Source organism: Stenotrophomonas sp. RIT309 (assembly GCF_000632045.1).
Classification (GTDB): Bacteria; Pseudomonadota; Gammaproteobacteria; order Xanthomonadales; family Xanthomonadaceae; genus Stenotrophomonas; species Stenotrophomonas indicatrix.
Map to the genome: position 1 here is coordinate 136120 of NZ_JFYS01000001.1, position 21954 is coordinate 158073.

General features: G+C 67.1%; 22 protein-coding genes. 5 read left to right on the forward strand and 17 right to left on the reverse strand.

The window, feature by feature from the left end; translation table 11 throughout:
• Positions 1-5 precede the first annotated feature (5 nt).
• The 10 genes from BW38_RS19765 to BW38_RS19720 form a co-directional block, all read right to left on the reverse strand.
• The gene (locus BW38_RS19765; RefSeq protein WP_032974661.1) at positions 6-2444 is read right to left on the reverse strand and encodes an aminotransferase class V-fold PLP-dependent enzyme; all 2439 of its coding nucleotides are present in this window, start codon (positions 2442-2444) and stop codon (positions 6-8) included.
• 201 nt (positions 2445-2645) lie between these two features.
• Positions 2646-3179, reverse strand: coding sequence for a lipocalin family protein (locus BW38_RS19760; protein WP_032974662.1), 534 nt, complete (start codon positions 3177-3179; stop codon positions 2646-2648).
• A 14-nt stretch (positions 3180-3193) separates the two neighbouring features.
• Positions 3194-4270 (reverse strand): class I SAM-dependent methyltransferase, encoded by a 1077-nt coding sequence (locus BW38_RS19755; protein ID WP_032974664.1) that lies wholly within the window; start codon positions 4268-4270, stop codon positions 3194-3196.
• A gap of 5 nt (positions 4271-4275) precedes the next feature.
• Positions 4276-5052, reverse strand: coding sequence for a DUF1295 domain-containing protein (locus BW38_RS19750; protein ID WP_032974665.1), 777 nt, complete (start codon positions 5050-5052; stop codon positions 4276-4278).
• Complete coding sequence (locus BW38_RS19745) at positions 5052-5594, reverse strand: DUF2878 domain-containing protein (protein ID WP_025874468.1); 543 nt, start codon at positions 5592-5594, stop codon at positions 5052-5054. Before BW38_RS19745 ends, BW38_RS19750 begins: the two co-directional genes overlap by 1 nt.
• 1 nt (position 5595) lies before the next feature.
• Entirely contained in the window at positions 5596-6861 is a 1266-nt protein-coding gene (locus BW38_RS19740) for a cyclopropane-fatty-acyl-phospholipid synthase family protein (RefSeq protein WP_032974667.1), read from the reverse strand.
• Positions 6858-7625 carry a DUF1365 domain-containing protein gene (locus BW38_RS19735; protein ID WP_032974670.1) on the reverse strand — a complete coding sequence of 256 codons (768 nt, stop codon included), beginning with the start codon at positions 7623-7625 and terminating at the stop codon, positions 6858-6860. The genes BW38_RS19740 and BW38_RS19735 overlap by 4 nt, the downstream gene beginning before the upstream one ends.
• Positions 7622-8899 carry an FAD-dependent oxidoreductase gene (locus BW38_RS19730; RefSeq protein WP_032974671.1) on the reverse strand — a complete coding sequence of 426 codons (1278 nt, stop codon included), beginning with the start codon at positions 8897-8899 and terminating at the stop codon, positions 7622-7624. The genes BW38_RS19735 and BW38_RS19730 overlap by 4 nt, the downstream gene beginning before the upstream one ends.
• Before the next feature lies 1 nt (position 8900).
• Entirely contained in the window at positions 8901-9857 is a 957-nt protein-coding gene (locus BW38_RS19725; protein ID WP_025874472.1) for an acyl-CoA desaturase, read from the reverse strand.
• A gap of 84 nt (positions 9858-9941) precedes the next feature.
• Positions 9942-10709 carry a hypothetical protein gene (locus tag BW38_RS19720; RefSeq protein ID WP_032974672.1) on the reverse strand — a complete coding sequence of 256 codons (768 nt, stop codon included), beginning with the start codon at positions 10707-10709 and terminating at the stop codon, positions 9942-9944.
• 144 nt (positions 10710-10853) lie between these two features.
• Between BW38_RS19720 and BW38_RS19715 the strand changes: the two genes are divergently transcribed.
• From BW38_RS19715 to BW38_RS0120380, 4 genes are all read left to right on the forward strand, one after another.
• Positions 10854-11477: a sigma-70 family RNA polymerase sigma factor gene (locus BW38_RS19715; RefSeq protein WP_025874474.1), complete on the forward strand. Its 624-nt coding sequence runs from the start codon at positions 10854-10856 to the stop codon at positions 11475-11477.
• Positions 11474-12148 (forward strand): ChrR family anti-sigma-E factor, encoded by a 675-nt coding sequence (locus BW38_RS19710; protein WP_025874475.1) that lies wholly within the window; start codon positions 11474-11476, stop codon positions 12146-12148. Before BW38_RS19715 ends, BW38_RS19710 begins: the two co-directional genes overlap by 4 nt.
• A 19-nt stretch (positions 12149-12167) precedes the next feature.
• Complete coding sequence (locus BW38_RS19705) at positions 12168-12851, forward strand: NAD(P)H-binding protein (protein WP_032974674.1); 684 nt, start codon at positions 12168-12170, stop codon at positions 12849-12851.
• A 71-nt stretch (positions 12852-12922) separates the two neighbouring features.
• Positions 12923-13234: a hypothetical protein gene (locus BW38_RS0120380; RefSeq protein WP_032974675.1), complete on the forward strand. Its 312-nt coding sequence runs from the start codon at positions 12923-12925 to the stop codon at positions 13232-13234.
• Here the strand turns inward: BW38_RS0120380 and BW38_RS19700 are convergent.
• Together BW38_RS19700 and BW38_RS19695 are read right to left on the reverse strand one after the other, a co-directional pair.
• A complete protein-coding gene (locus BW38_RS19700; RefSeq protein WP_032974677.1) occupies positions 13231-13716 on the reverse strand; it encodes a TspO/MBR family protein in 486 nt (161 codons plus the stop codon). The two genes, BW38_RS0120380 and BW38_RS19700, sit on opposite strands and share 4 nt — an antisense overlap.
• Before the next feature lie 80 nt (positions 13717-13796).
• Positions 13797-15992: a hypothetical protein gene (locus BW38_RS19695; protein WP_032974678.1), complete on the reverse strand. Its 2196-nt coding sequence runs from the start codon at positions 15990-15992 to the stop codon at positions 13797-13799.
• A 120-nt stretch (positions 15993-16112) separates the two neighbouring features.
• Here BW38_RS19695 and BW38_RS19690 point away from each other — a divergent pair, with 120 nt between their 5' ends.
• Complete coding sequence (locus BW38_RS19690) at positions 16113-17966, forward strand: XVIPCD domain-containing protein (protein ID WP_051584841.1); 1854 nt, start codon at positions 16113-16115, stop codon at positions 17964-17966.
• Between the two features lie 48 nt (positions 17967-18014).
• On the opposite strand, the gene BW38_RS19685 is transcribed toward BW38_RS19690, so the two are convergent.
• The 5 genes from BW38_RS19685 to BW38_RS19665 are packed head-to-tail and all read right to left on the reverse strand — an operon-like array spanning position 18015 to position 21866.
• Positions 18015-19004: an alpha/beta hydrolase gene (locus BW38_RS19685; protein WP_032974680.1), complete on the reverse strand. Its 990-nt coding sequence runs from the start codon at positions 19002-19004 to the stop codon at positions 18015-18017.
• Positions 19001-19327, reverse strand: a complete 327-nt coding sequence (locus BW38_RS19680; protein WP_032974682.1) for a hypothetical protein — start codon at positions 19325-19327, stop codon at positions 19001-19003. The genes BW38_RS19685 and BW38_RS19680 overlap by 4 nt, the downstream gene beginning before the upstream one ends.
• Positions 19320-19856, reverse strand: a complete 537-nt coding sequence (locus BW38_RS19675; protein ID WP_032974683.1) for a hypothetical protein — start codon at positions 19854-19856, stop codon at positions 19320-19322. The genes BW38_RS19680 and BW38_RS19675 overlap by 8 nt, the downstream gene beginning before the upstream one ends.
• A 28-nt stretch (positions 19857-19884) precedes the next feature.
• On the reverse strand, positions 19885-20805 hold the full coding sequence (locus BW38_RS19670; protein ID WP_051584842.1) for a PD40 domain-containing protein: 921 nt from the start codon (positions 20803-20805) through the stop codon (positions 19885-19887).
• Positions 20802-21866, reverse strand: a complete 1065-nt coding sequence (locus BW38_RS19665) for a hypothetical protein (RefSeq protein ID WP_032974684.1) — start codon at positions 21864-21866, stop codon at positions 20802-20804. Before BW38_RS19665 ends, BW38_RS19670 begins: the two co-directional genes overlap by 4 nt.
• Between the last annotated feature and the right edge of the window lie 88 nt (positions 21867-21954).

The following is a 21954-nucleotide window of genomic DNA, read 5'->3' on the forward strand; positions in this document are numbered from 1 at the left end:
GCGGATCAAGCCTGCACAGTGCTGGCAACCCGGGGTTCCGGAGCCGGTGCCGATGATTGCTCCATCACACATTCCAGGCCTGAAGCATCTGTGTCCAGCAGGCAGGTGGCGAACAGCAGGAAGCGATACGCATCGGTGAAATTCGATCCCAGCCCGAACGAAATCCTGACCGCACCGCAATCACCCTTCTCCAGGATTTTCTCGTCGAATGTGGTGCAGTCGAGAATCTTCCCGGTCTTGTCCAGCTCACAGTGCTCGGCGCCTGCGGTCGCGTAGGTCGCCTGCTGGACGGCGCCCAGGTTGCAGAAGCAGCCATTGCGCAGGGTGATGCCGAACCGGTCTGCGGCGCGCTTGATGCGGGCGTGCGGCAGGATGGAGCCATAGCAGTCGAAGAAGTTCAGCATCAGCGTCGCGCCCCGCTGCGCAGCGGGCGGGCCATAGATCTGGCACAGCGGCAACGCGCCGCCTATGTGGTGGCGAAGCGATGACAGCTGCGCCTGCAGCCACTCGGCCAACGCACGCGAGCGCAACGCGACCGCTTCCACTCCGCCCAGCGCGGCCACGAATTCAAAGCCTCTGGCGATGGCGGGGAAGGCGGCGTAGTTGGGCGTGCCGACTTCGAATCGCTGGCCCGCATCGCGGTACAGCAGGCGATCGGTGGGTGACCATGGCCCGGAGTAGTAGCACACGCCACCACCGGCAAACGACGGCGGTTCCAGCAGGTCGAGTGCGGCCCGCCGGGCGAGCAGGCAACCGGCGCCGGTGGGGTAACCGAAGATCTTGTAGAACGACGCCACCACGAAATCGGGGTGATGACGGCCGCAGTCAAGCCGGTATTGCGGCACCAGGGCCGCCGCGTCACACAGCACCGTCGCGCCATGCGCCTGGGCCCGCTCGATCCAGGCCAGATCGTGCCGGGCGCCGGTCGCATTGGATTGCGCGGGAAAAGCGAGCAGATGCGGGGCGCCGGGCTGCAGCCGCTGCAACGCGCGCCACATCAGCCCTTCATGCAACAGCAGCTCGTCATCCAGCGGAATGTACTTCACCTGTGCGCCCTTCGCCGTGGCGTACTCGCGCAAGCCGTGTACCGAGGTGTGATTGTCCTTGGTCAGCAGAGCCTGCGACCCGGCCTGGAACGGGAATGACTCGGCCACCAACCGGATTGCGCTGCTGGCATTGGCGGTGAACAGTATTTCGTACTCCTCCGGCGTGGTTCCGAAGAAGGCGTGGATCTGTTCACACGCCCCATGGAGTGCGTCCTGGGATGCTTTCGATCCGCTGTGCGGATTGCCGAGAATCGTCCGCTTGAGTGCCTGGTAATCCTGCTCAAGCAGGCTGTCGGGTGGCAATGTTCCGCCCACGTGATCCAGATAGGTCACCTGTTGCTCATCCAGTCGCGCATACTCCTGCTGGCGCATGGCCTCGACCTGATCATGGGGATAATCGGGGTGGTCGGCGAGGAACCGTGCGCGAGCGCTTTCGAAGCCGCGCATCGCGCGCGCATCCTGCTGCAGTGGCAGGTGGAACGCCAGCAGGGGTGAGAAATCCGGTGCCCGGAGGGCGGCCTGCGCAGGAGTGTGTGCAGCATCGACACAGCCGCGCAGCAACCAGGCTTCCACCTGGTAACGCCGGTCTGGCACTGCTGCATGGACGGCGTCCAGCATCGCGTCCAGATAGCGTTCCCTGCTGGGGGCGTCGCACTGGTTGAACTCCTCCAGAAGGATGCAGGCGTTGAACAGGAACTCGCGCACATCGGCGTCGCCCATGGCAAACGCGAGGGGCCGCAGTTCAGCCATCTCGCCCTCGCGTGGGGAAAGTCCTTCGATCGCGAACGCGCGTGTGATGGGCGACGGGTCGGTCAGGCTCAGGGCCGCATCCATCAGCCGGGAGGGCATGCCGAAGTGCTGCCGTGACTGCTCGCGGGCCAGCTCGAACAGCTGGTTGTAGTGGAATGCCGTGGCGTAGACCCGTCCGCCAGGGCGGAGCACGCGCCTGAACTCGCGGGCGACGCGGGCCTTGTCCGGCGGGAACATCAGGCCGAACCCGCAGACGATGACGTCGAAGCTGGCGTCGGCGAAGGGCAGCTCCGCCATGTCCACATCGGCAAGGAGGGGCACGTTGCGCTGCACCTCATCGCTCAGCACGCTGCGTGCCACGTTCACGGCGATCGCTGAGAGATCGGTGGCGACCAACCGTAGGCCGAGCGGCCTGCTCAGGTGCTGGTAAAGGTTTGCGGTGATGACCCCGGTGCCGCAGGCGACCTCCAGGACGTCGGACGCGTTGAAACCGGCCCGGATGTCGCCAGCTATCTCCTCGGCCAGCAGCTTTCCGTAGGGACCGAAAATGCGCTGGCTCAGTACGCGCTCATAGAACTCCATGAACGTGCTGAGCGACCATTTCCGTTCGGATACAACCTTGCACTGATGCGGCGAGACATCCTGCATGGCACGCTCCCTGTGGCCGGAGGCCGGTGAATCTTCGCCGCCTTTATTGCATGGGAGTAAATGTCTTTAAGTGATATTAATCACATAAAGCGGGATTGATAATCCGTGAAAGGCCGGGCAGCCCTATATTCCCCCATTCATGGGGCAACGGCCGATTCGGCGCTAGCGTCATTCTGTTCTGCAACATCACTTCGCGCGGGCTCAGCGCACCGACTGCGGCACACGGCGCAGCTTGCCGGTGTCGTAGCCCATTGCCTGGATGCGGGCGACCGCCTGCTGGTAGTCCGCCTCGCTCACCTGCGGCGTGCGCGCCATGTACCACACGTAGTCACGCTTGCTGCGGGCCACGATGGTCTGGGTGTAGCCCTCATCCAGCCAGGCAATCAGGTATTCGGCCTGGATGGGCCAGATGAACTGCATTCCCCAGACCGCACCATTGCCGTGTTTTTCCACACGGCCCACTGGGTGCATCGACTTCTGTGGCGACTGGAAGCTGCCCTTGCGATAGGTGAAAGTGGTCTGGATGCGGCCATCGGCCTGCAGCGCGTAGCTTTCCACCGCGTCGAAGGCCTCGCGCTCGGGCCGGGACGGAATATGGGCGATGACATACCAGTCGCCCATGAAGCGCGGCACGTCCACCTTCGGAGGCAGCGGGATGGGGCGGGTGTCGTGGCTGCTGCAGCCTGCGCCGAACAGGGCAACGGCCAGCAGCGGGAACAGCGATGCGATACGCATGCGGGCGGTCTCCTTCAACGCGGGCGGAACAGGTAGTGGGCGACCAGCCATTGCTGGCCGTCGTCGTAGCCGAACAATTCGGCGCAGGCCATCCAGAACATGCGCCAGCGCTGCCACCAGATGCGTGCCGCCGCTTCGTCGCCATAGGTCTGTGCCAGCACGGGCAGCAGCTGTTCACGGGCAGCATCCTGGTTGGCCAGCCAATGGTTGGCCGTGCGCTGGTAGTGCGTGCCGTCCAGCAGCCAGCGCTGGTCCAGCACCAGGTCGCGCTGGAAGTGCAGCAGCGTGTCCGCTGCCGGCATCAGGCCGCCGGTGAAGAAATGCCGGCCCATCCAGTTGTCGTCGCCCTCGGTCTCGAACGGATACATCAGCGTGCGATGGGCGAAAATGTGTACGAACAGCGCACCGTCCGGCTTCAGCCAGCGGGCAATGCGGCCCAGCAGGCGGTCGTAGTTGCGGACATGCTCGAACATCTCCACCGACACGCAGCGATCAAATGCAGCGGCAGGCAGGTCCAGCTGGTTGACGTCCCGGGTGAGTACCTCGACGTTGCCGAACCCGCGCGCCTCGCACTGCGCCAGGATATGGCTGCGCTGGCTGTGCGAGTTGGACACGGCGGTGATGCGCGCGTTCGGGTAGCGCTCGGCCATCCACAGCGTCAGCGAGCCCCAGCCGCAGCCCAGCTCAAGAATGTCCTGGCCGTCGGCCAATCCGGCGCGCTGCCCGTACAGCTCCAGCATCGCATCCTCGGCCTGGTCCAGCGTCTCGCGGCCGGTGCGGTAGTAGCAGCTGCTGTACTTCAGGCGATGCCCCAGGCAGCCCTGGAAGAAGGCGGCAGGCACCTCGTAATGCTGGCGGTTGGCCGCATCCACGTGCAGTGCCAGTGGGCTGCCGGCGAGCTCGGCGATACGGCGGCTGAAGCGCTGCGCCTGCTCCTCCATGCTGCCGCTCGACTCCTCGGCCAGGCGTTGCGCACACAGGCGGCGTATGCCCGCGCGCAGCGCCGCATCGGGCAGCCAGCCACGCTCGGCCCAGCCGGTAAGGCCGGCTTCCGTATCGGCAACCGGAGCAAGGGACGGGGTGCTGTTCATCGGGATCACTCCTTGGGGCTGCGCGGAAACCAGGGGAAGAACATCGGGGTACTGCGCTGGTAGTCGCGATAGTCATCGCCTCGACTGCGCAGCGCCTGTTTCTCGGTGAAGGGAACGCCACTGAGGTAGCGCAGGAACACGTACATCAGCACCGGCCCGGACCAGGCCAGCCACCACAAGGGTGAGCCGGCTGCCAGCAGTACATAGGTGAACCAGTGAAGCCACTCGAAGAAGTAATTGGGATGGCGCGTGTACCGCCACAGTCCTTGGCGGCAGGTCCGGCCCCTGTTTGCCGGGTCGGCGCGGAAGCGTGCCAGCTGACGGTCGGCCAGTGCTTCGCCGCCCACGCTGAGCAGCCACACGACGACCGCCGCTGCGATCCAGCCAGGCATGTCGCTGTGGGGATTGCCGGCCACGGCCGTGAACGGCAGCGCAAACAGCACCACCAACAGCGCCTGCGCCATGAAGAAGCCGAAGATCCTGCCCTGGTGGCCGTGCCAGTGTTCGCGCAGATAGCGGTAGCGACCGTCTTCTTCCTCGCTGCGTACGCGGCGCCACAGATGCAGGGCGAGACGACTTCCCCACAGGCCACCGAGCACGGCCAGCGCGATGCGTGGCTGCAGCGCGCCATCGCCCAGCCATGCAAGCAGCAGCGCGCCTGCCGCCACGCCCTTTGCCCACAGGACATCGACGATGCCGATGTTGCGCTGCCTGCGCTGCCAGGTCCAACCCCAGGCCATGATCAGCACGGCGTACAGCAGTACCCACCACAGAATGCTCATCAGGCTGCTCCGATCAATGGGGTGTCACGATTGCTGGGCGTTCCGCGACGGGCGACGGCGCACAGCAGCGACAGTGCCACGCACCAGCCCAGCGCCAGTGTTGCCACGCCCAGCCAGGCCGGGGCGGTGAAATGTACGGCCTGGAAACCCCGCGCCGCGGACAGATACGCCAGCGGCGCCAGCAGGCCCAGGGCCACCGGCAGCATCCAGTGCCGCTGCAGGAACGCCATCGACGCCGTCAGGGTCATCGCAAATGCCGCCCACAGCGCGAAAATCCACGGTGGCGGCACCCATCCAAGCGGTGCGGCGGCGTACTGCACGGCACCGCTGGCTGCAGCGCTGCCATCCACCAGCCAGGCACACCCCAGCGCGAGCAACAGCAGGCGCAGCTCCAGGCGTGGCCGCGTCGAGGCAAGCAACTGGCTGCCGACATAGAGTGTGGCCGACAGCAGGGCCGGCCATTGCCAGCCGCGGCCGGCTCCGGCAACGGCGCACAGCCATACCAGCTGGTTGCCGATTACGTTGACCCAGGTGCGGCGCATGTCAGCCGGCCCGTTGGCCATGGACGTCCGTCTCGGGACGGTAGCCCGGGCGTGCCAGCAGCAGATGGGACACGCCGATCGAGCGCTCGAGGAAGCCGCCCTCGCAGTAGGCCAGATAGAACTCCCACAGCCTGCAGAAGCGGTCATCGAAACCCTGCGCATGTACCGCCGGCAACTGCGCGAGGAAGCGCTGCCGCCAGGCGCGCAGGGTGAGGGCATAGGAGTGGCCGAAATCCTGCTGGGCGATCAGCTGCAGGTCGCAGGCCCGGGTCTTGGCGGCCAGGATGGCGTTGATCGAGGGGATGAAACTGCCGGGAAACACGAAGCGCTTGATGTAGTCCACGCTGCGACGCGCCTGCTCATAGCGCTGGTCCTCGATGGTGATGGCCTGCAGCAGGGCCACGCCATCGGGCTTCAGCAGCCGCTGCAGGGTGGCCATGTAGGTGTCCAGATACTCGGCACCGATGGCCTCGATCATCTCGATCGACACCAGCTTGTCGAACTGGCCCTGCAGATCACGGTAGTCCTGCATCAGCAGGGTCACACGCTCCTGCAGGCCCGCCTCGGCCACACGCTGGGCGGCAAGCGCGTGCTGTTCGGCGGAGATGGTGGTGGTGGTCACATGGCAGCCGTAGTGCTGGGCGGCATGCAGGGCGAACCCGCCCCAGCCGGTACCGATCTCGACGACGCGATCACCGGGTTGCAGCTGCAGCTGCTGGCAGATGCGGTCCAGCTTGCGGCGCGAGGCGGTTTCCAGCGAGTCGCCGGCATCGCTGAACACCGCCGAGGAGTACATCAGGTCCGGCGACAGGAACAGCGCGAAGAAGTCATTGCCCAGATCGTAGTGGGCGGCGATGTTGCGGCGACTGCCTTCGCGGCTGTTGCGCCGCAGGCGGTTCCAGCCGCGCAGCAGCCAGCCACCGATCCGCGCCGGCCCGCGTTCCATGCCATCCAGCAGGTCGCGGTTGCGTACCAGCAGCCGCACCAGGGCCACCAGGTCATCGCAGTGCCAATCGCCGTGGATGTAGCTCTCACCCGCGCCGACGCTGCCCTGCGCGGCCACCTTGCGGTAGAACGCCATATCGCTGATGGTCACCGTGGCCTGCAGTGCGCCCGCACGATCACCGAGGATGACCTCGCCCAAGGGGTCGCGTACCCGCAGCCCGCCTTCGCGCAGCGGCGCCAGTACCGCCAGCAGCCTCCGGCGCAGGAATACGTCCACCGCGCCGGGGCGGGGCAGGGCAACGGAAGGATTCAGCTCGTTCATCGCGGTTTCTCGGCAAGAGCGGGGTGGTCATGCACGGGATTGCGCTTCAGCCACAGGCGCAGTGCCTGCCAGTGGATGGCGGCTACCACCTGCACGGTCATCAACGGGTAGAACGCCAGTACCCGGGCCAGGCCGCGGCCATCAAGCTGGCGTCGCTGCATGGCCTGGGTGGCATCGAACTGCCGGACACCGTCGCGCCAGACCTGCATATGTACGCGCAGGTCATCGCCGGGCGCGGTGAAGCGCCAGTCGTAGCGGCAATCCATCGGCATGAAGGGGGAAACGTGGAAGGCTTTGTCGAACTGCCAGCGCAGGGCACGCCCCTGCGGCTGTGCGCTTTCAACAGGCAGAACATAGGCGTGCCGTTCCTTCCACGGCGTGTTGGTGATGTCGGCGACGATGCAGTCCAGGGTGCTGCCGTCGGCCCGGTAGCAGTAATAGAAGCTGACCGGATTGAACACGTGGCCACCGAAGCGCAGGTGCGCCAACAGCCGCACCGGGCCGTCCGGGCGCCGCCCCAGCACGGTCTCGGCATGGTCACGCACGGCGTCTGCAAGCGATGTCTTGGGATCGCCGAGATAGTCGCTGCGGCGGAACTCTGCCAGGTTGCGGCGCCCGACCGACCACAGCCAGCGCCCGGCAAATACCTGGTCCAACTCGTCCAGGTCCAGCAGCAGCTGCGCGATGTGGTAGCGGAAGGCATGCGGATGCGGATGGTGCCGGCGGTGCACCACCTGCCCGAAGTAGAGGGCGCTGGCGCTCACGCGGCCACCTCCACCTGCAGGGGAGGCGGCGCGCCGGCATTGCGCAGTTGCAGCGCATCCACTACGCGGCGGGCACTGCGGATTCCATCTTCGTGGAAGCCCCAGCCCCAGTACGCACCCGCAAACCAGGTGTGCCGCCGGCCCTGCAGTTCGGCCCAGCGCCGCTGCGCGTCCACCGCAGCCGGATCATGCACCGGATGCGCGTACTGCAGACGGCGCAGCACCTTGGCCGGATCGATGGCCTCGCTGCGGTTGAGGGTCACCACCAGCGGCGTATCACCGGGCAGCCCCTGCAACAGGTTCATGCAGTAGCTGACCGTGCAGGGTGCGGTGGGGTCGCGCGGTACATGCGCGTTCCAGGCCGCCCACGCCTTGCGGTTGGCGGGCAGCAAGGAGGCGTCGGTGTGCAGTACGGCCTCGTTGGGTTGGTAGCGGATCGCGCCGAGCACCGCATGCTCGACAGGATCGGCGTCGGCCAGCAGGGCAAGGGCCTGGTCGCTATGGCAGGCCAGGATCACTTCATCGAAGCCTTCAATGCCGGTTGCGGTGTGTACGCGTGCCCCCCAGGGCATGCGTTCGACCGCGTGTACCGGGCATTCCAGCCGCTCATGCACCCGCCAGCGCGCACGCAGGGCGTCCACGTAGCGCGCCGAGCCGCCCTTGACCACGCGCCAGGGCGCGCGCCCGGTCATCTGCAGCATCTGGTGATTGGCCATGAACTGCACCAGGTAACGGGCCGGGAAGTCCAGCACCTGCGCGGTCGGCGAGGACCACAATGCCGAGGCCATCGGCAGCAGATGCTCCTGCACGAACGCTTCGCCATAGCGCTGGCTGTGCAGGTACTGGCCCAGCGTCGGGCCCTGCTCCTCGCCCAGCAGCAGGGGCGCGTCGCGATAGAAGCGCCGCAGGTCGGCCAGCATTCCCCAGAAACGCGGCGAGAGCAGGTTGCGGCGCTGGCAGAACAGGCCATCGAGCGATGTGGCGTTGTACTCCACGCCGCTGCGCTCGCTGTGCATCGAGAAACTCATCGTGGTGGGCTGCGAGTCCACGCCCAGTTCGTCGAACAACGCCGACAGCAGCGGGTAATGGTGCGGATTGAAGACGATGAACCCGGTGTCGACCGCCATCCTGCGGCCGTCCACCGTCACCTCGTGGGTGTGGGTGTGGCCGCCCAGGTAGTCGTTGGCCTCGAACAGGGTGACGTCATGCTCGCCGTCCAGCCACCACGCACTGGCCAGACCCGCGATGCCGGAACCGATGACCGCGATACGCATGTCAGTGCCTCGCCTTGGCCAGTACCCAGGCCGGGATCGGCTTGAGGCCCTTCACCAGGCCCAGCGCAGCCATTGCGCGCAGGCCATACCAGCTGATGTCGATCTCCCACCAGCGGAAGCCCTGGCGGGCGGTGCCGGGAAAGAAGTGATGGTTGTTGTGCCAGCCTTCGCCGAAGGTCAGCAGCGCCAGCCAGAGGTTGTTGCGGCTGTCATCACGGGTCTCGAAGCGGCGCCGGCCGAATCGGTGCGCCAGCGAATTGATGGTGACCGTGGCGTGGAACAACACCACGGTGGAGATGAAGAAGCCCCAGACCAGCAGCTGCGGGCCGGAGGTATGCAGGCCCGGTGCCACACGCTCGAGCACCGCACCCACACCATACAGCGCAGCGGCCAGCAACACGGGAACCACGGTGTCGAACCGGTCCAGCCAGCGCAGCTCGGGGTAGCGGGCCAGATCGGGAATGCGCTGCAGATCGGTGGCAAAGGCGCTACGGGTGAGGAACCAACCCATATGGCTGCGCCAGAACCCGCCCTGGCGCGGGGAATGCGGGTCCTGCGGTTGATCGGCGTGGCGGTGGTGGTGGCGGTGGTGCGCTGCCCACCAGAGCGGGCCACGCTGCACGCTGGCGGCGCCGATGACCGCGAACACGAACTGCACGGTGCGCGATGCCTCGAACGTCCGGTGCGAGAAGTAGCGGTGATAGAACGCGGTGATGGCGAACATCCTGATCGCGTACAGGAACACTGCAACGGCAACCGCTGTCCAGGACACGCCCACCCAGATCACCCCGAGGCAGGCCACGTGCAGCAGCGCGAAGGGCAGGGCGCGCAGCCAGTCGATGCGATCACCCTGGCTGCCGTCGATCGCCGCTTCGCTTCCGGCATCGGTGTCGAACCAGCGCTGGAAGGTGCGCAACAGGCGCGAACGTCTGCGGAGTGGAGGCGCTGCGGATGCCATGGACGGAAGCCCGAGGGAGTCGATTGCCTACCTCTACGCGTTGCAGTGCAGGTTGGATGCAGTGGATTGCAGCTGACTGCATGTTCACCTGGTCGTAACACCGCAGCTGGCTACCAGCGGTCGCTGCAGCTCAGTGCGCCAGCGCTGCTCCGGCTGCTCGGTTGCGGGCGCGGCAAAGCGCACGGTCACCTGCGGATAATCGCCACGTGCATCGCGCAGGTTGCTGGTACCACGGAACTCGAGCAGGCGGCGATCAGCATCGGCGTAGACCAGCGACAGACGTGGGGCCACCGCGCCGAACCAGGTATCAAGGCGGACATTCACCGCATGGGCGGAAAGCCCCTGCCAGCGCACCGGGCCCTGGTACTGCACCTGCACGGGGTAGAAGCGTTGCCGGCCGGGCACCAGAAAAGGCAGGCTGACCGGTGCTCCACCCTGCAGCGTGCGCCAGTGGGCCCGCACGGCGGCATCGAAGCCGGCGTCGATCACGGCATCCGGGGACAGCGGCAGCTGCCTGGTTCGGGAAGGCGTGGACGTGTCCTCCTTCCAGTCGACCCGGACCACGCCGGGGCCGACCCTCACATCGGCCGCTTGGCCGCTGCGGGCGTCCTGCAGCACATAGCCCCGCACCTGCGGCCGGGTGGCGGCGGGCATCTGCTTGCGGGCGAAAGGTTGGCCCGCAGGGCAAAGGTACTCCACCCAGCGTTCGCTGCCATCGCCGGCGCCGCGCTGCCAATGCACTTCGCGGTAGGCAATGACTCCGTTGGCCAGGGTGGCCACGCCCTCCGAACGCAGAAGAGGGGCGGCCGAAGCGGCGCAGGGCATGCAGAGCAGCAACCAGGCAAGACGCATCGGGGCGATCCATGGGAGGCTTGCGGGCCTGTACGCGCGACGGCGCCGGCTGGATGCACGTTGGCACCCATCCCGGGTGCATCCAACAGGCGCCACCGTGCGTAGAGGGAAGGACTCCTCTTCACCCAACGGCAGCCCCCGCCGATGTACCGTCCTCCCGCCAGTCCCTCCCATCCCTTCGACACCGCGCGGATCGTGTCCAGTTCACAGCAGCCCAGCAACGAGCCAACGAACTGGAACGGCGAGATGGATGGCGTCGCCCGGCTGCGCGATCGTGACTGCTTCATGCGCATCTACGACCATTTCATGCCGCGCCTGTGCATTTATCTGCGTGGCCTTGGGGCACCCGCAGCGGTGGCCGAAGAACTGGCCCAGGAATGCCTGCTGCGCCTGTGGCTGCGCGCGGCCGAGTTCGATCCTGCCCAAGGTGCGCTGAGCACCTGGTTGTATCGCATCGGCCGCAACCTGCACATCGACCGCGTGCGTCGCGAGCGCAGCTGGATGCAGGTGCAGGAAGCCGTGGAAGACGCCGCTGCCGCCGACGTCGGCGAGCGCAGCAGCGCCGAGCAGTTTGCCGACCATGCCCGCCTGCGCCAGCGCATCAATGAACTGCCGGCCACGCAGGCGCGTCTGGTTCGCATGTCCTACTTCGAGGCCAAGAGCCACAGCGAGATCGCGCAGGCGCTGGGCATGCCACTGGGTACGGTCAAATCACACCTGCGACGAGCGTTCCTGCAGTTGCAGTCGAAGGTCGGGGGTGCACCATGAATCCGCACCACCACCTGCATGAGTCGACGCTGATGAGCTACGCCGCCGGTGCTCTGCCGGCACCGTTGAGCATCGTCGCCGGCACGCATCTGGAGCAGTGCCCGCACTGCCGCCAGCGGCTGCGCGAAGCGGAGGCCATCGGTGCTGCATTGCTGGAGCAGACCCAGCCCGTGGCGGATGAGGCGCGGCGGGCGGGCCTGCGCGAAGCGATGCTTGCGCAGCTCGTCGAGGTCCAGGCCGACGCGGTGCCAGGCCCGCTGCGGTCGATGCCGCGCGAACGCCCCGAGGCGGATCCGGATCATCTGCCGACGTCGCTGCATCCGTACTTCGGCGATTCGCTGGGTCGGCTGCACTGGCGCTGGATGGCGCCGGGAGTGCATTGCATCCGTGCCGAGCAGATGCCGTCGCTGATCATGCTGAAGATCGCGCCAGGCAAATGCCTGCCGATGCACAGCCATGGACGCAGCGAACTGACACAGATCCTGCGGGGTTCCTACAATGATGCGCTGGGTCTGTTCGCGCCCGGCGATGTGGCCGACCTGGACGAGGAGGTCGAGCACCAGCCGGTAACGGCGCCGGGCGTACCGTGCATCTGCGTTTCCGCGCTGGATGCGCCGCTGGTATTCAGTGGTTGGCTGGCCCGCCGGATCCAGCGCTTCGTGAAACTCTAGGCTTCTTCAAGGTCAACGCATGTGCGAAACACGCCCGCTGCGGATTCTGCTGACCGGCGCGACCGGACTGGTCGGGCAGGGCGTTGCCCGTGCCTGCCTCGCTTCGCCGCGGGTGGCGCGCACCGCTGCCCTGGTCCGCGGCAAGGCCCGGCTCGACGCGCGTATCGAGCAGATCGTGCTGGCCGATTTCCAGCATGCCCGTGGTGTGGGCCCGCAGCTGGCCGGATTCGATGCGTGTTTCTATTGTGCCGGAGCACCGCCGGTCGGCGCCGCCGAGGACGAGTATCGGAAGGTGACGCTCGATGCCACCCTTGCCGTGGCTGCAGCATGGGCCGAGGCGAATCCGGACGGCCGGTTCCTGTATGTCTCCGGCGCCCATGCCAATCCCCACAGCCGGATCATGCCCCTGCGCATCAAGGGCGAGACCGAGGCCGCGTTGGCGCAGCTCGCGGTGCGCACCGTCATGCTGCGTCCCGCCGGGGTGCGCCCGGTGGCGGGGACCGGCACCCGTCATGCGGCGTTGAAGCCGCTGTATCGCGTTGGCGGTCCCCTGATGGCGGCGGCGGGCCGCGTCCTGCCCTCACTGGTGACCAGCAACGAAGCCATCGGCCGCGCGATGATCGTGCTGGCGACGATGCCGGAGCCGCCGCCGGTGCTGGAATGTGCGCAGATCAACCGGCTGGGTGGCGCTGCTGCAACCTGATGGGCGCGGTGCACATCTGCTGCACATCGCGCCTACTACAGTCGTCGCTCATCCTTCTGTGACGCATCGACGTGAACCTGCAGCCATCGTCTTCCCTGCTTCGCCCATCGCGCCCAGCGCCTGAAAACGGCCGTTTCGACCTGCTGGATGTCAACGCACTGCAGGATCCCGGCAGCGGCCGCATCGTCCATCTGTATTCACTGGTGGCGCGCTGCCTGTGCTGCGAGGTCGTATTCAAGGCGCAGGAGGGCGATGGGCTTGTCAGCACTTCTGCCGCGCGTGTACTGCGCTGCCCGACCGGCTGCGGTGAGCAGGCCTTCAGGGGCAGCGCGCTGCGCCAGTGGCGGCCCGCAGCGCAAGGCCCTCAGGCATTGCCCGGCTAAAGCACGGCCGGATTGGCCTGCCACACCGCGTAGTTGAGCGCGCTGGCGAACGTCACCCATGCCAGGTAAGGCAGCAGCAGCCATGCCGCCGCCGGACGCACGCGATGGAAGGCGACGATCGTGGCCACGATCAGCGCCAGCAACAGTGCGATGTCAGCGAACGCCAACGCCCCCTGTTTCCAGCCGAAGAACAGCCAGCTCCACAGCACGTTGAGGGCCAGCTGCAGCAGGTAGAGCGCCAGCGCAGGCGCGGCCGCGCGCCATCCGCCCTGGCGCCACACCAGCCACGCCGCCAGCGCCATCAATGCGTACAGCACCGTCCACACCGGACCGAACACGCTGGCCGGCGGTGCCCATGCCGGCAACGCCAGGCTTGCGTAGAAATCCGCTGCCGAGATCGAGGCACGCGCGCCCAGTGCAGCCGCCAGAAAAGTGACGATGGCCCAGCCCAGAAGGCCAACTGCTTGCCTGCGGACATTCACGGTGTCTTTCCTCCTGCACTATCGCGAACTGCGGTAGTGCGTTGTACGCAAAGGCGTCGCGACTGGATGCAGCCTTCAGGTCAGTCCGCCGTGCCACCGTCGCTGGCCGCTGCAGCACCGGGCAGCAACGCAGGCCGACCGTCGAACCATTCCCGCGCACCGGCCAGATGCCATTGCCGGCGCTGCCCATCCAGCTCGATGCCGGCACCCAGCAGGCCCCAGCGAAGGTAGAGGTCGCCCCGCTTGCGCTGGTCCAGCAGATCCAGCCGCGCACGCAGCGAAAGGCGCTCGTTCTCCGCCTGCAGTCCATCCAGTACCAGATGCCCGGCGCGCCAGCGCAGGCGGGTATGCGCATCCACCTGGCCGGAGTCGAGCAGCGACAATGCCCAGCGCGGGTAATCGCTGCGCTCGGCAAACAGCGCCAGCAGCGGGCCCGCGTCGCGCATGGCAAGATCCGCGCGTGCGTCCACCTGGAACGGTGACTGCGCATCGATGTCACCGCGGGCGATGGTGACCCGGCCCCACCACGGCTGTGAACGCTGCTGCTCACCCACCTGCACGTTGCGCAGCTCGATCACGCTACCGCCCAGATCGAAGCGGCGCTGGCTGAAATCGCCACGCCGCAGCCTGCCATCAACGCGGGCGTCGCCCTGCAGGCCAAGCCCGGCCACCTGCAGGCGTGCGCGTTGGCTGCGCAGGCGGACACTGCCATTGCCAACCCGGCCCTGGGTATCCAGTTCAACGTCGCCGCTCACCTGGCCAGCGCCTCCCAGGAGCCGCACCTGGCCGTTGCCCAGGTAGCGGTTGTAGGCGGTGAGGTCTGGAATGCTTGCGTCATCGAAGCGCAGCTGCGCGCGTACGCCCTTGCGCAGCTCGCGCAGGCGACCGTCACCGGTGAGCGTCAGTGCCAGGTCGCGCCCATCGAACAGCGTGGCACCCTTGGCGCCGCCTGCACGCGCATTGAACGTGGGAAGCTTCACTGCCAGTACGGCGTGCGTCGGCGTCCCGGCCTGCAGTTGGCCATGGGCGCTGGCCGTTCCCTGCATGTGCACGCCGGCCACTTCGGCCACCGCCCGCGCTGCAGGAATGTCGACGCTGCTGCCAGCGGCCAGCTCGCCGTTCTGCAGGCGCAGGTCGGCGCGCAGCACGCCACCGCCCTGCAGCTGGAACCAGGGTTTCTGCACGAACAGTGCGGGAATCCAGTTGAGCGAGGTGAAGGTCCATTCGCCCTTGACCGTTCCGGAGGTGCGGCCCAGCATCTCGCTGGGTTCGGCGAATGGAATGTGCCGCCCGGTGATGGTCAGATCCGCGTCCAGCGCAGCGCCTGTGCCCTCGCGCTGCGGCAACCGCGCCTGCAGGCGGATATCGCGGGCGGTATCCAGCTGCACTGCCAGTGTTCCGCGGTCGGGGGCGCCAGCTCCCATCTGCAGGGGAACCCGCCAGACCGCATGGCTGCCGGGCTGAAGCGCGCCCTGGTCCAGGGTGATCGCGGCCTGCAGCTGCCCCGGCACTGCGGCGCTGGCAATGGAAGGACGTTGCGTGTCCGTATCCAGGCGCAGGCCCTGGCTGCGTGCCTGCACCTCCAGCACGGCATGCAGCAGCCCCAGCTTTGCCAGCCCGGGTGCCTGGTCGCGGTAATGCCGTGGGTAGGAGAACTGCGTCTTCAACTGCATGTCGCCGAGCAGCTGGGTGCCGTCAAGGCTGACGTCGGCATCAGCGAACGCCACCTCCGAGTCCAGCAGTTCCGAGGGACCACCACGCAGCTGCTTCACGAAACCGACCGTGCCGCTGCCCTGGCCAACGATCAACAGCTTGCCCACGCGGACGCTGCGGATGGTTTCGCTATGAATGGCATCGAACCGCAACGTCCAGCCGCGATCGCCGCGCGGTGGTGAGGGAATGGCCTCCTCCACGCGCGCGATCTCGGCGGCCACCCCGGTCGCGTGCAGCGACGGCACGCGCACCTCGCGCTGGAACAGCGGCAGCAATGCCAAGCGTGCACTGGCGCGGTCCGCGCGCAGCACATACACCGTGTGATTGACGTGGCCGCGCATCTGCACATTCCAGGCGATGACATGCCCCGGCAGCAGCGTGATCGCCGGGCCGGTGGTCATCACGAACTTGTGCGGTTTGCGATTGGTGACCTGGTCGAACAGCGGCGTATTGAGGAAAACATTGCCTGCCAACAGGTACAGCAGATACAGGCCCAGCAGGTACGGCAGCAGCTTGCGGCCGTGACGGCGCCATCGCTGCGGGCGGGCGAGGGAGTGGGGCATGGACCCTCGGCGTGGAATGGGATGGCCATCACTATCGTGGATGCGGCTGCGGCGCGATGTGAACGTGCTGCGCACACCGCGTCCTATAATCAGCGCGTCACTGTTCAAGGAGGTCACGGCATGAATGCCCGGACCAGCAAGGAAGGCGCAACCCAGGATGCGCCGCGCGATGCCGCCTCGGCGTCGTTCGATCCGACCTACACCTCGGCCAACAGCGAGGCGCGGGCCGCCGCCGGTGGTTACTCGGTCACGTTGAACGAGGGCGACGGCGCGTTGAAAGTGGGTACCGAGCACAAGCGCGCAGCGTCCAGTCTCGCATCGCAGTTCCAGGGGACGTCGCTGAACATGGCCGGCAGCCCGACGCCCGATGGCGGCAGGGACTACCTGCTCACGATGGAGTCGGTGGTCGGGGCAAGCGCGAAAGGTGCCGGCTTCCAGGACACCAGCAGCACCGGCGTACGCGGGCGCTACAGGGTCAGCCTGCCCAGCGAGGCGGTGGACGTCGATCCCACCCGCATCAACCCGTTCGATCCGCAGACCATTCCCAAGGGGGGCAGCGTCACCCTGGATGGCCAGCAGTTCACCGGCACCGCACTGGAAGGCAGCTTCCGCAACATCGCCATGCAGAGCCAGACGACCGAGGCGAGCGGTGCCAGCTACCGCGTGGATCGCCTGGATGATGGCCGGGTGCGCGTCACCACCGGGCCGAACGAGGCGGTGGAAGCCTTCAACGGCATGGGATTCAGTGCCGGCAGGTTCAGCGCGATTGCCGGTCGCCAGGACGCGCTCGGCCACGCTGCCGTCCGCACTGCCACGTTCGACCTGGATCAAGCCGAAGGCCGCCAGGCCTATGAACAGTTCATCGACAACGGCACCCTGAGCGGCCAGACCCCGGGCGTGCAGGATCTGGCGACGGTCGAGCGGCTGGGCATGAGTTCGCAGACGCGGCTGAAGGTCGGCTATGGCGACACGTTCGGCCTGGACCTGGCGGGTGCACGCAACAGCGGCGACGTGGTGCAGGTCAGTCGCGAGGACGGCAGCCGCACCGAACTGCGCAGCGTGCAGTACAACGGCAACCTGCCGGCAACCCGGGTCAGCGCCTACGGCGCCGACGGCCAGGAAGACAGAGCGCAGCGCCGCTATGAATTCACCTTCGACCTGCGCGGCCATGCGCAGGGTGAGCAGATTGCCGGAATGGCCAACGCGGCGCTGTCCGGCGACCCCAGCGGTGATCGCGGACCGGTGAAGGCCGGTGAGCTCACTACCCTGAGCTTCAGCGAGGCCCAGATGCGCACGCTGATGGAGCGTACCCAGTCGATGGTCGGGGACAACCCGATGCTGGGGCCGTCGTGGCAGGTGCTTGCAGAGGACGGCAACGGCAGGCCGCAGCAGGATGTGGACGCCTTCGCCCTGGGGCTGGCGCGCAACCACGGGCAATCCACCTATGGCATGGCCGAACGCCTGTTCCATATCGCCGCGGCGGGCGGCAAGGATCTGCAGAAGATCGATGCTGCCGTGCAGGGCGAGCACCTGCAGTCGCTCGCACCGCCCTCACCGCTGCTGCCCCGGCAGGACCCACGGCACACCGCCAGCCCGGACCACGGCATGTGGCTGCAGAGCCAAGGCGCGGTGAGCAGCCTCGACCAGGCGATGGGGCGCCAGCCTGATGAGATGAGCGAACGGCTGGGCATGGCCCTGCTGGTCGCGGCCAAGGCCAAGGGCATGCAGCGGATCGACGAGGCCGTGCTCAGTGACGACGGCAGGTACGCGTTCGCGGTGCAGGGCCAGCCGCACGCCGCAGATCGTCAGATCGCCCGCACCGATACTGCGCAGGCAGTGGCTACGCCGGTCAGCGAGCACGTGCGCGAGCTGCAGCAGGGCCAGTCGCTGGCGGCAAGCTCTGAGCAGGTGAGCCAGCAGCAGGAGCGGGAGCAGATGTCCCAGGAACACGCTGCACGGGCCATGGCGCGTTGAGTCGGGCGCGCCAGCCCAGCGGCTGGCGCATCGGATCAGCCAGGCCAATCAGGCTCGCCAAAGCGCCCGGGCCTCATCGGCAAGCAGCGCAGGCTGTTCCTCAGGCCAGAACAGGCGTCCGCCTTCCACCCAGCAGATGCCGCGCGATGCCGGCAGCGTCTGGTGCAGCCACTCGGCCCAGCGGCCCGGAAAGAGGGGATCGGCCGTTCCCCACACCATGCGCGTGGGAATCGTACTGCGTTGCAGCGAGGCTTCGATGGCCACCAGCGGATTGGGCTCGAACGCCGCGAGGTGGCCATTGAGCTGCTGTTGGCGCAGGGGCGAGGATACCAGCGGGCGGAAACTGTATTCGATGGCCTCATCGCTGAAATGTGCCGGATCCACATAAGCCGAGCCACCGATACCGGCCGCTGATCGCGCGTAGCCGCGATCCTGCAGGTGGCGGACAATCTTCTGGTGATAGGTGCCTGCGCGTGCGGCGGCCAGCGAGTTCTTCATCTGCACCGGCGGGCTGTTCTGGTGCACGTCGCAGTTGGTCAGCAGCATCGTGCGCACGCGGCTCGGATGCTGCACAGCGAACAACTGGGCCACGGTGCCGCCACTGTCATTGGCAACCAGGTCGACCATCGCAACGGACAGCGCATCAAGCAACGCAACGAGCATGTCGCTCTGTGCCTGCGGGGACAGGTCCTGCGTGGCCGCCACCGCGCTGTGGCCCAGGCCCATGAAATCCGGTGCAATGCAGCGGCGGGACGAGGAAAGCTGCGCGATCGCATGCCGCCACTGGAAGCCGCTCAACGGGAACCCGTGCAGGAACAGTGCGGCCGGACCTTTCCCTTGTTGCACGCAGGCGATGCGCCCGAACGGTGTGCGGACCCAGCGCCGGCGGGCGGCGAATGCTGCCGCATCCATGGGCTCGCGCAGGCCCGCGCTGGCGCCGCGCACGCTGGGCGGCCATCCCATGGCCAGCAACAGTCCAGCACCGATCAGCAGTGACCTGCGCGACGATGAAGGCGCATCGTTGGATGGACCGCTCATGACGTCACCGCCGTTCGACCGACGACCGCATGCTTGAACAACCGCACGGGCTTGCCCGCTGCGCGCTCGATCACGCCCTTGGCTTCCAGATCCAGCTGCACGGCCTTCAGCCACCAGCCTGCGGTCGCGCCTGCGGGGAACAGATCTGCAGGCAGCGCTGGCAGCAATGACTGCTTGGCAATGGCAACGGAAACCCCGGGCGGCGTCTGCGGCAGCACGTCGAGCAGGGCGATGCGCATGGCGCTGTACTTGCCCCGGTCGACCCACTGGGTCCTGCCGGGCGAGGTGATGCTCTCGATCTCGATCTTGTCTGGCTCAGCCATGGACCTCTCCTTCAATGCGGATATCCGGGCTGCGCAGGCCCATCGCAATCCAGGCCTTCATCAACCGGGCATAGAAGCGCAGCGAGTGTTGCTTGAGGTTGGGTACATCGGCGGGCAGCACGGAGGGATCGGGCAGATCGCCCACCATGGTGCGCATCTGCAGCGGCGGCCGGGCATCCTCCGGCCACAGCCCGCCATACAGGCTAAGCCAGTGGCCGCCGGTCAGTTCAAGAAACAGTGGCGTGTTGCAGCAGGTGGCCAGCACGCGACGGGTGCCGGCATCGGCTGAGAGGCGGAACGCGGCCAGGCGCTCCACTCCTGCCAGGAACTCCACCCGGTCCTTGCGATACATGACGAAACGGGTAGTTCCATGCGGTCCGAGCAGCTGCAGGGCGCCGGGCAGGCGCTGCAGGCGCAGGCCTGCGGCGCGGCAGCTGTTGCAGCAGCAGTCGACGCAGGCGATGGGTGTGCCGGTCAGGTTCAACGTCACTTCGCCACAGCGGCAGGCAACCTGTTGTGCGGAAGGCATGTGGATGCTCTCTTCGGGGGCTCTTTTTCTATCGACGAACCGGGGGCCCCGGAATCGACAGGGACGGTGGCAGCCGATAGCTCACCCGGTACAGGTCCAGGCTGGCGCCATCGCCGCGACGCGCTGAATAGGTGAGCGTGCCAGGGCGGGACCAGTCGAGCATGGCCCCATAGCTGTCGCTCGCACCGTCGTTGACGGGTGCGGGCAGTCGCATGCCGGGCGCGTAGCGGTCACCGAACGCGCGTGCCGCGAACTGCTCGACCCGCGAACTGCCGAAGTCCTGTGCACGTGCGAAAACGATGGTCCGGCCATCGCCCAGGAAGGTGGCGTCGAACTCCTGCGCGGCCGTGTTGACCGCGCCTTCCACCGGCCGCGCAGGTTGCAGTTGGCCATCGTCCACCCGCGCGAAATACAGATCGTGGCCACCGGCGCCACCTGCTCGGTCGCTGGAGAACAGCAGGGTGCCACCGTCGGGTGCGAGCATCGGCGCAAACTCGTTGGCGGGACTGTTGACGGCAGACCCGAGATGCTCAACGGCACCGAACTGCAGGCCCTGCACGGGCACCCTGTACAGGTCATCGCCGCCCAGGCCACCGGGGCGATCGGAGCAGAACAGCACGAAGCGACCATCGGCGGTGAACGCAGGGTCGAAATCGCGGCCGGGTGTGTTGAACGGAACCGGGCGCGCGGGACTCCACTGGCCGTGCTGCAGATGCGAAAACCAGATGTCATGGCCACCTTCGCCGCCAGGCCGGTCACGGCTGAACCAGAGCGCCGTGCGCCCATCGGGGCTCAGCGTCAGGCGGATTTCGCTGTATCGGGTCGACGCGATGCCTGGTGCGAAACGCTCTGCGTGAGGGTCGAGTGCCAACGCCTCCCGGCTGGCATCACCCCCCAGCAGTCCAGCGACCGCGACCGCAAGCGCGACCAGTGCGGCAAGCGCATTCATGCCTGCCGCTCGAAATCGCTGATCCAGTTGGTCTCCCAGGTCGCTCCGCCGTCTGCGGATGCCGCCTGTTCCCAGCGTGCGGAACGCGAGGTGATCCGCGACCAGATCACCCGCGTTCTGATCGGTTGTCCCCGCAGCTGGTCGTCTCCCATGAACGTGCCGACGCCATCGACAAAACCGCCGCGGACCGGTGCGCCGATCCGCGTGGGATCGCGGCCATCCAACCACCAGCTCAACCACTGGCCACTGCTGGCATCCCATGCGCGGATGCCCATGCCGCGTACCGTCGCAGCGGGGAAGTTCATGACGTTGTCGCCAACGTTGCCGAAGCCGCCCAGCACCGGCCAGTTGTGCAGCGTGCCATCGAAGTGGTCCCAGCGGTTGCTGCCAGACAGGCGTTCGCGCAGTCGCTGGTGCTGCACGCTCCAACGGCCGACCAGGAAGTCGAAGTCGCGGGGCGCATCCGACTGCACCGGCAGCGGCGAGGGTATCGCTGCCGTGCGGGTGAACCAGTTGCGCCAGTTCACTTCCCAGTGCACGCCGTTGTCCGCGGAGAATGCCTGCTCCCACCAAGGCTGCGCAGCGTGGATGTCGTGCCAGCGGAACCAGACCTGGACGGGCTGGCCCTTGAAGGAATCCGCACCACGGAAGCTGCCGCCTGTACCGCTGAAGCCGCCACGCACTGGCGCTTCGAAGCGGCTGGGAGCGCGGCCATCCAGCCACCAGATTGCCCAGGTGGCGGAGGCCGGATCGAAGGCACGTACACCCAGGCCGCGGTAGGCGCCGCCGGGCAGCTGCATCAGGTTGTCATCGATCGTGCCCAGCCCGCCCAGGGTCAGCCAGACCGCACTGGTGCCAGTGAAATCCACCCAGCGCGTGTCGGCCACCAGGCGTTCCTGCAGCCGGCGGTGACGCACGTTCCAGTTGCCCTGCAGCCAACGCCAGTCATTGGCATGGTCTCTGCCGGCATGGGCAGGGGTGGCGCCCAGCGGCAGGCACAGCCCGAAGGCGCCGGCACCGTACAACGCGGCAAGGCCGCCCAGAAATCCACGTCGCTGCATGTCTGATCCCCGTTGTCCGAGGCCTCATCTTCGGCGTCGTATGGGGGATTGACCACGCGGATATCGAGGCTCAGGCTAAGCCACACTT

Bases quoted from the DNA above. Each gene is read 5' to 3' on its own strand.
- BW38_RS19765 (WP_032974661.1), bottom strand. From the start codon at position 2,444: ATGCAGGATGTCTCGCCGCATCAGTGCAAGGTTGTATCCGAACGGAAA.
- BW38_RS19760 (WP_032974662.1), bottom strand. From the start codon at position 3,179: ATGCGTATCGCATCGCTGTTCCCGCTGCTGGCCGTTGCCCTGTTCGGC.
- BW38_RS19755 (WP_032974664.1), bottom strand. From the start codon at position 4,270: ATGAACAGCACCCCGTCCCTTGCTCCGGTTGCCGATACGGAAGCCGGC.
- BW38_RS19750 (WP_032974665.1), bottom strand. From the start codon at position 5,052: ATGAGCATTCTGTGGTGGGTACTGCTGTACGCCGTGCTGATCATGGCC.
- BW38_RS19745 (WP_025874468.1), bottom strand. From the start codon at position 5,594: ATGCGCCGCACCTGGGTCAACGTAATCGGCAACCAGCTGGTATGGCTG.
- BW38_RS19740 (WP_032974667.1), bottom strand. From the start codon at position 6,861: ATGAACGAGCTGAATCCTTCCGTTGCCCTGCCCCGCCCCGGCGCGGTG.
- BW38_RS19730 (WP_032974671.1), bottom strand. From the start codon at position 8,899: ATGCGTATCGCGGTCATCGGTTCCGGCATCGCGGGTCTGGCCAGTGCG.
- BW38_RS19725 (WP_025874472.1), bottom strand. From the start codon at position 9,857: ATGGCATCCGCAGCGCCTCCACTCCGCAGACGTTCGCGCCTGTTGCGC.
- BW38_RS19720 (WP_032974672.1), bottom strand. From the start codon at position 10,709: ATGCGTCTTGCCTGGTTGCTGCTCTGCATGCCCTGCGCCGCTTCGGCC.
- BW38_RS19715 (WP_025874474.1), top strand. From the start codon at position 10,854: ATGTACCGTCCTCCCGCCAGTCCCTCCCATCCCTTCGACACCGCGCGG.
- BW38_RS19710 (WP_025874475.1), top strand. From the start codon at position 11,474: ATGAATCCGCACCACCACCTGCATGAGTCGACGCTGATGAGCTACGCC.
- BW38_RS19705 (WP_032974674.1), top strand. From the start codon at position 12,168: ATGTGCGAAACACGCCCGCTGCGGATTCTGCTGACCGGCGCGACCGGA.
- BW38_RS19695 (WP_032974678.1), bottom strand. From the start codon at position 15,992: ATGCCCCACTCCCTCGCCCGCCCGCAGCGATGGCGCCGTCACGGCCGC.
- BW38_RS19690 (WP_051584841.1), top strand. From the start codon at position 16,113: ATGAATGCCCGGACCAGCAAGGAAGGCGCAACCCAGGATGCGCCGCGC.
- BW38_RS19685 (WP_032974680.1), bottom strand. From the start codon at position 19,004: ATGAGCGGTCCATCCAACGATGCGCCTTCATCGTCGCGCAGGTCACTG.
- BW38_RS19680 (WP_032974682.1), bottom strand. From the start codon at position 19,327: ATGGCTGAGCCAGACAAGATCGAGATCGAGAGCATCACCTCGCCCGGC.
- BW38_RS19675 (WP_032974683.1), bottom strand. From the start codon at position 19,856: ATGCCTTCCGCACAACAGGTTGCCTGCCGCTGTGGCGAAGTGACGTTG.
- BW38_RS19670 (WP_051584842.1), bottom strand. From the start codon at position 20,805: ATGAATGCGCTTGCCGCACTGGTCGCGCTTGCGGTCGCGGTCGCTGGA.
- BW38_RS19665 (WP_032974684.1), bottom strand. From the start codon at position 21,866: ATGCAGCGACGTGGATTTCTGGGCGGCCTTGCCGCGTTGTACGGTGCC.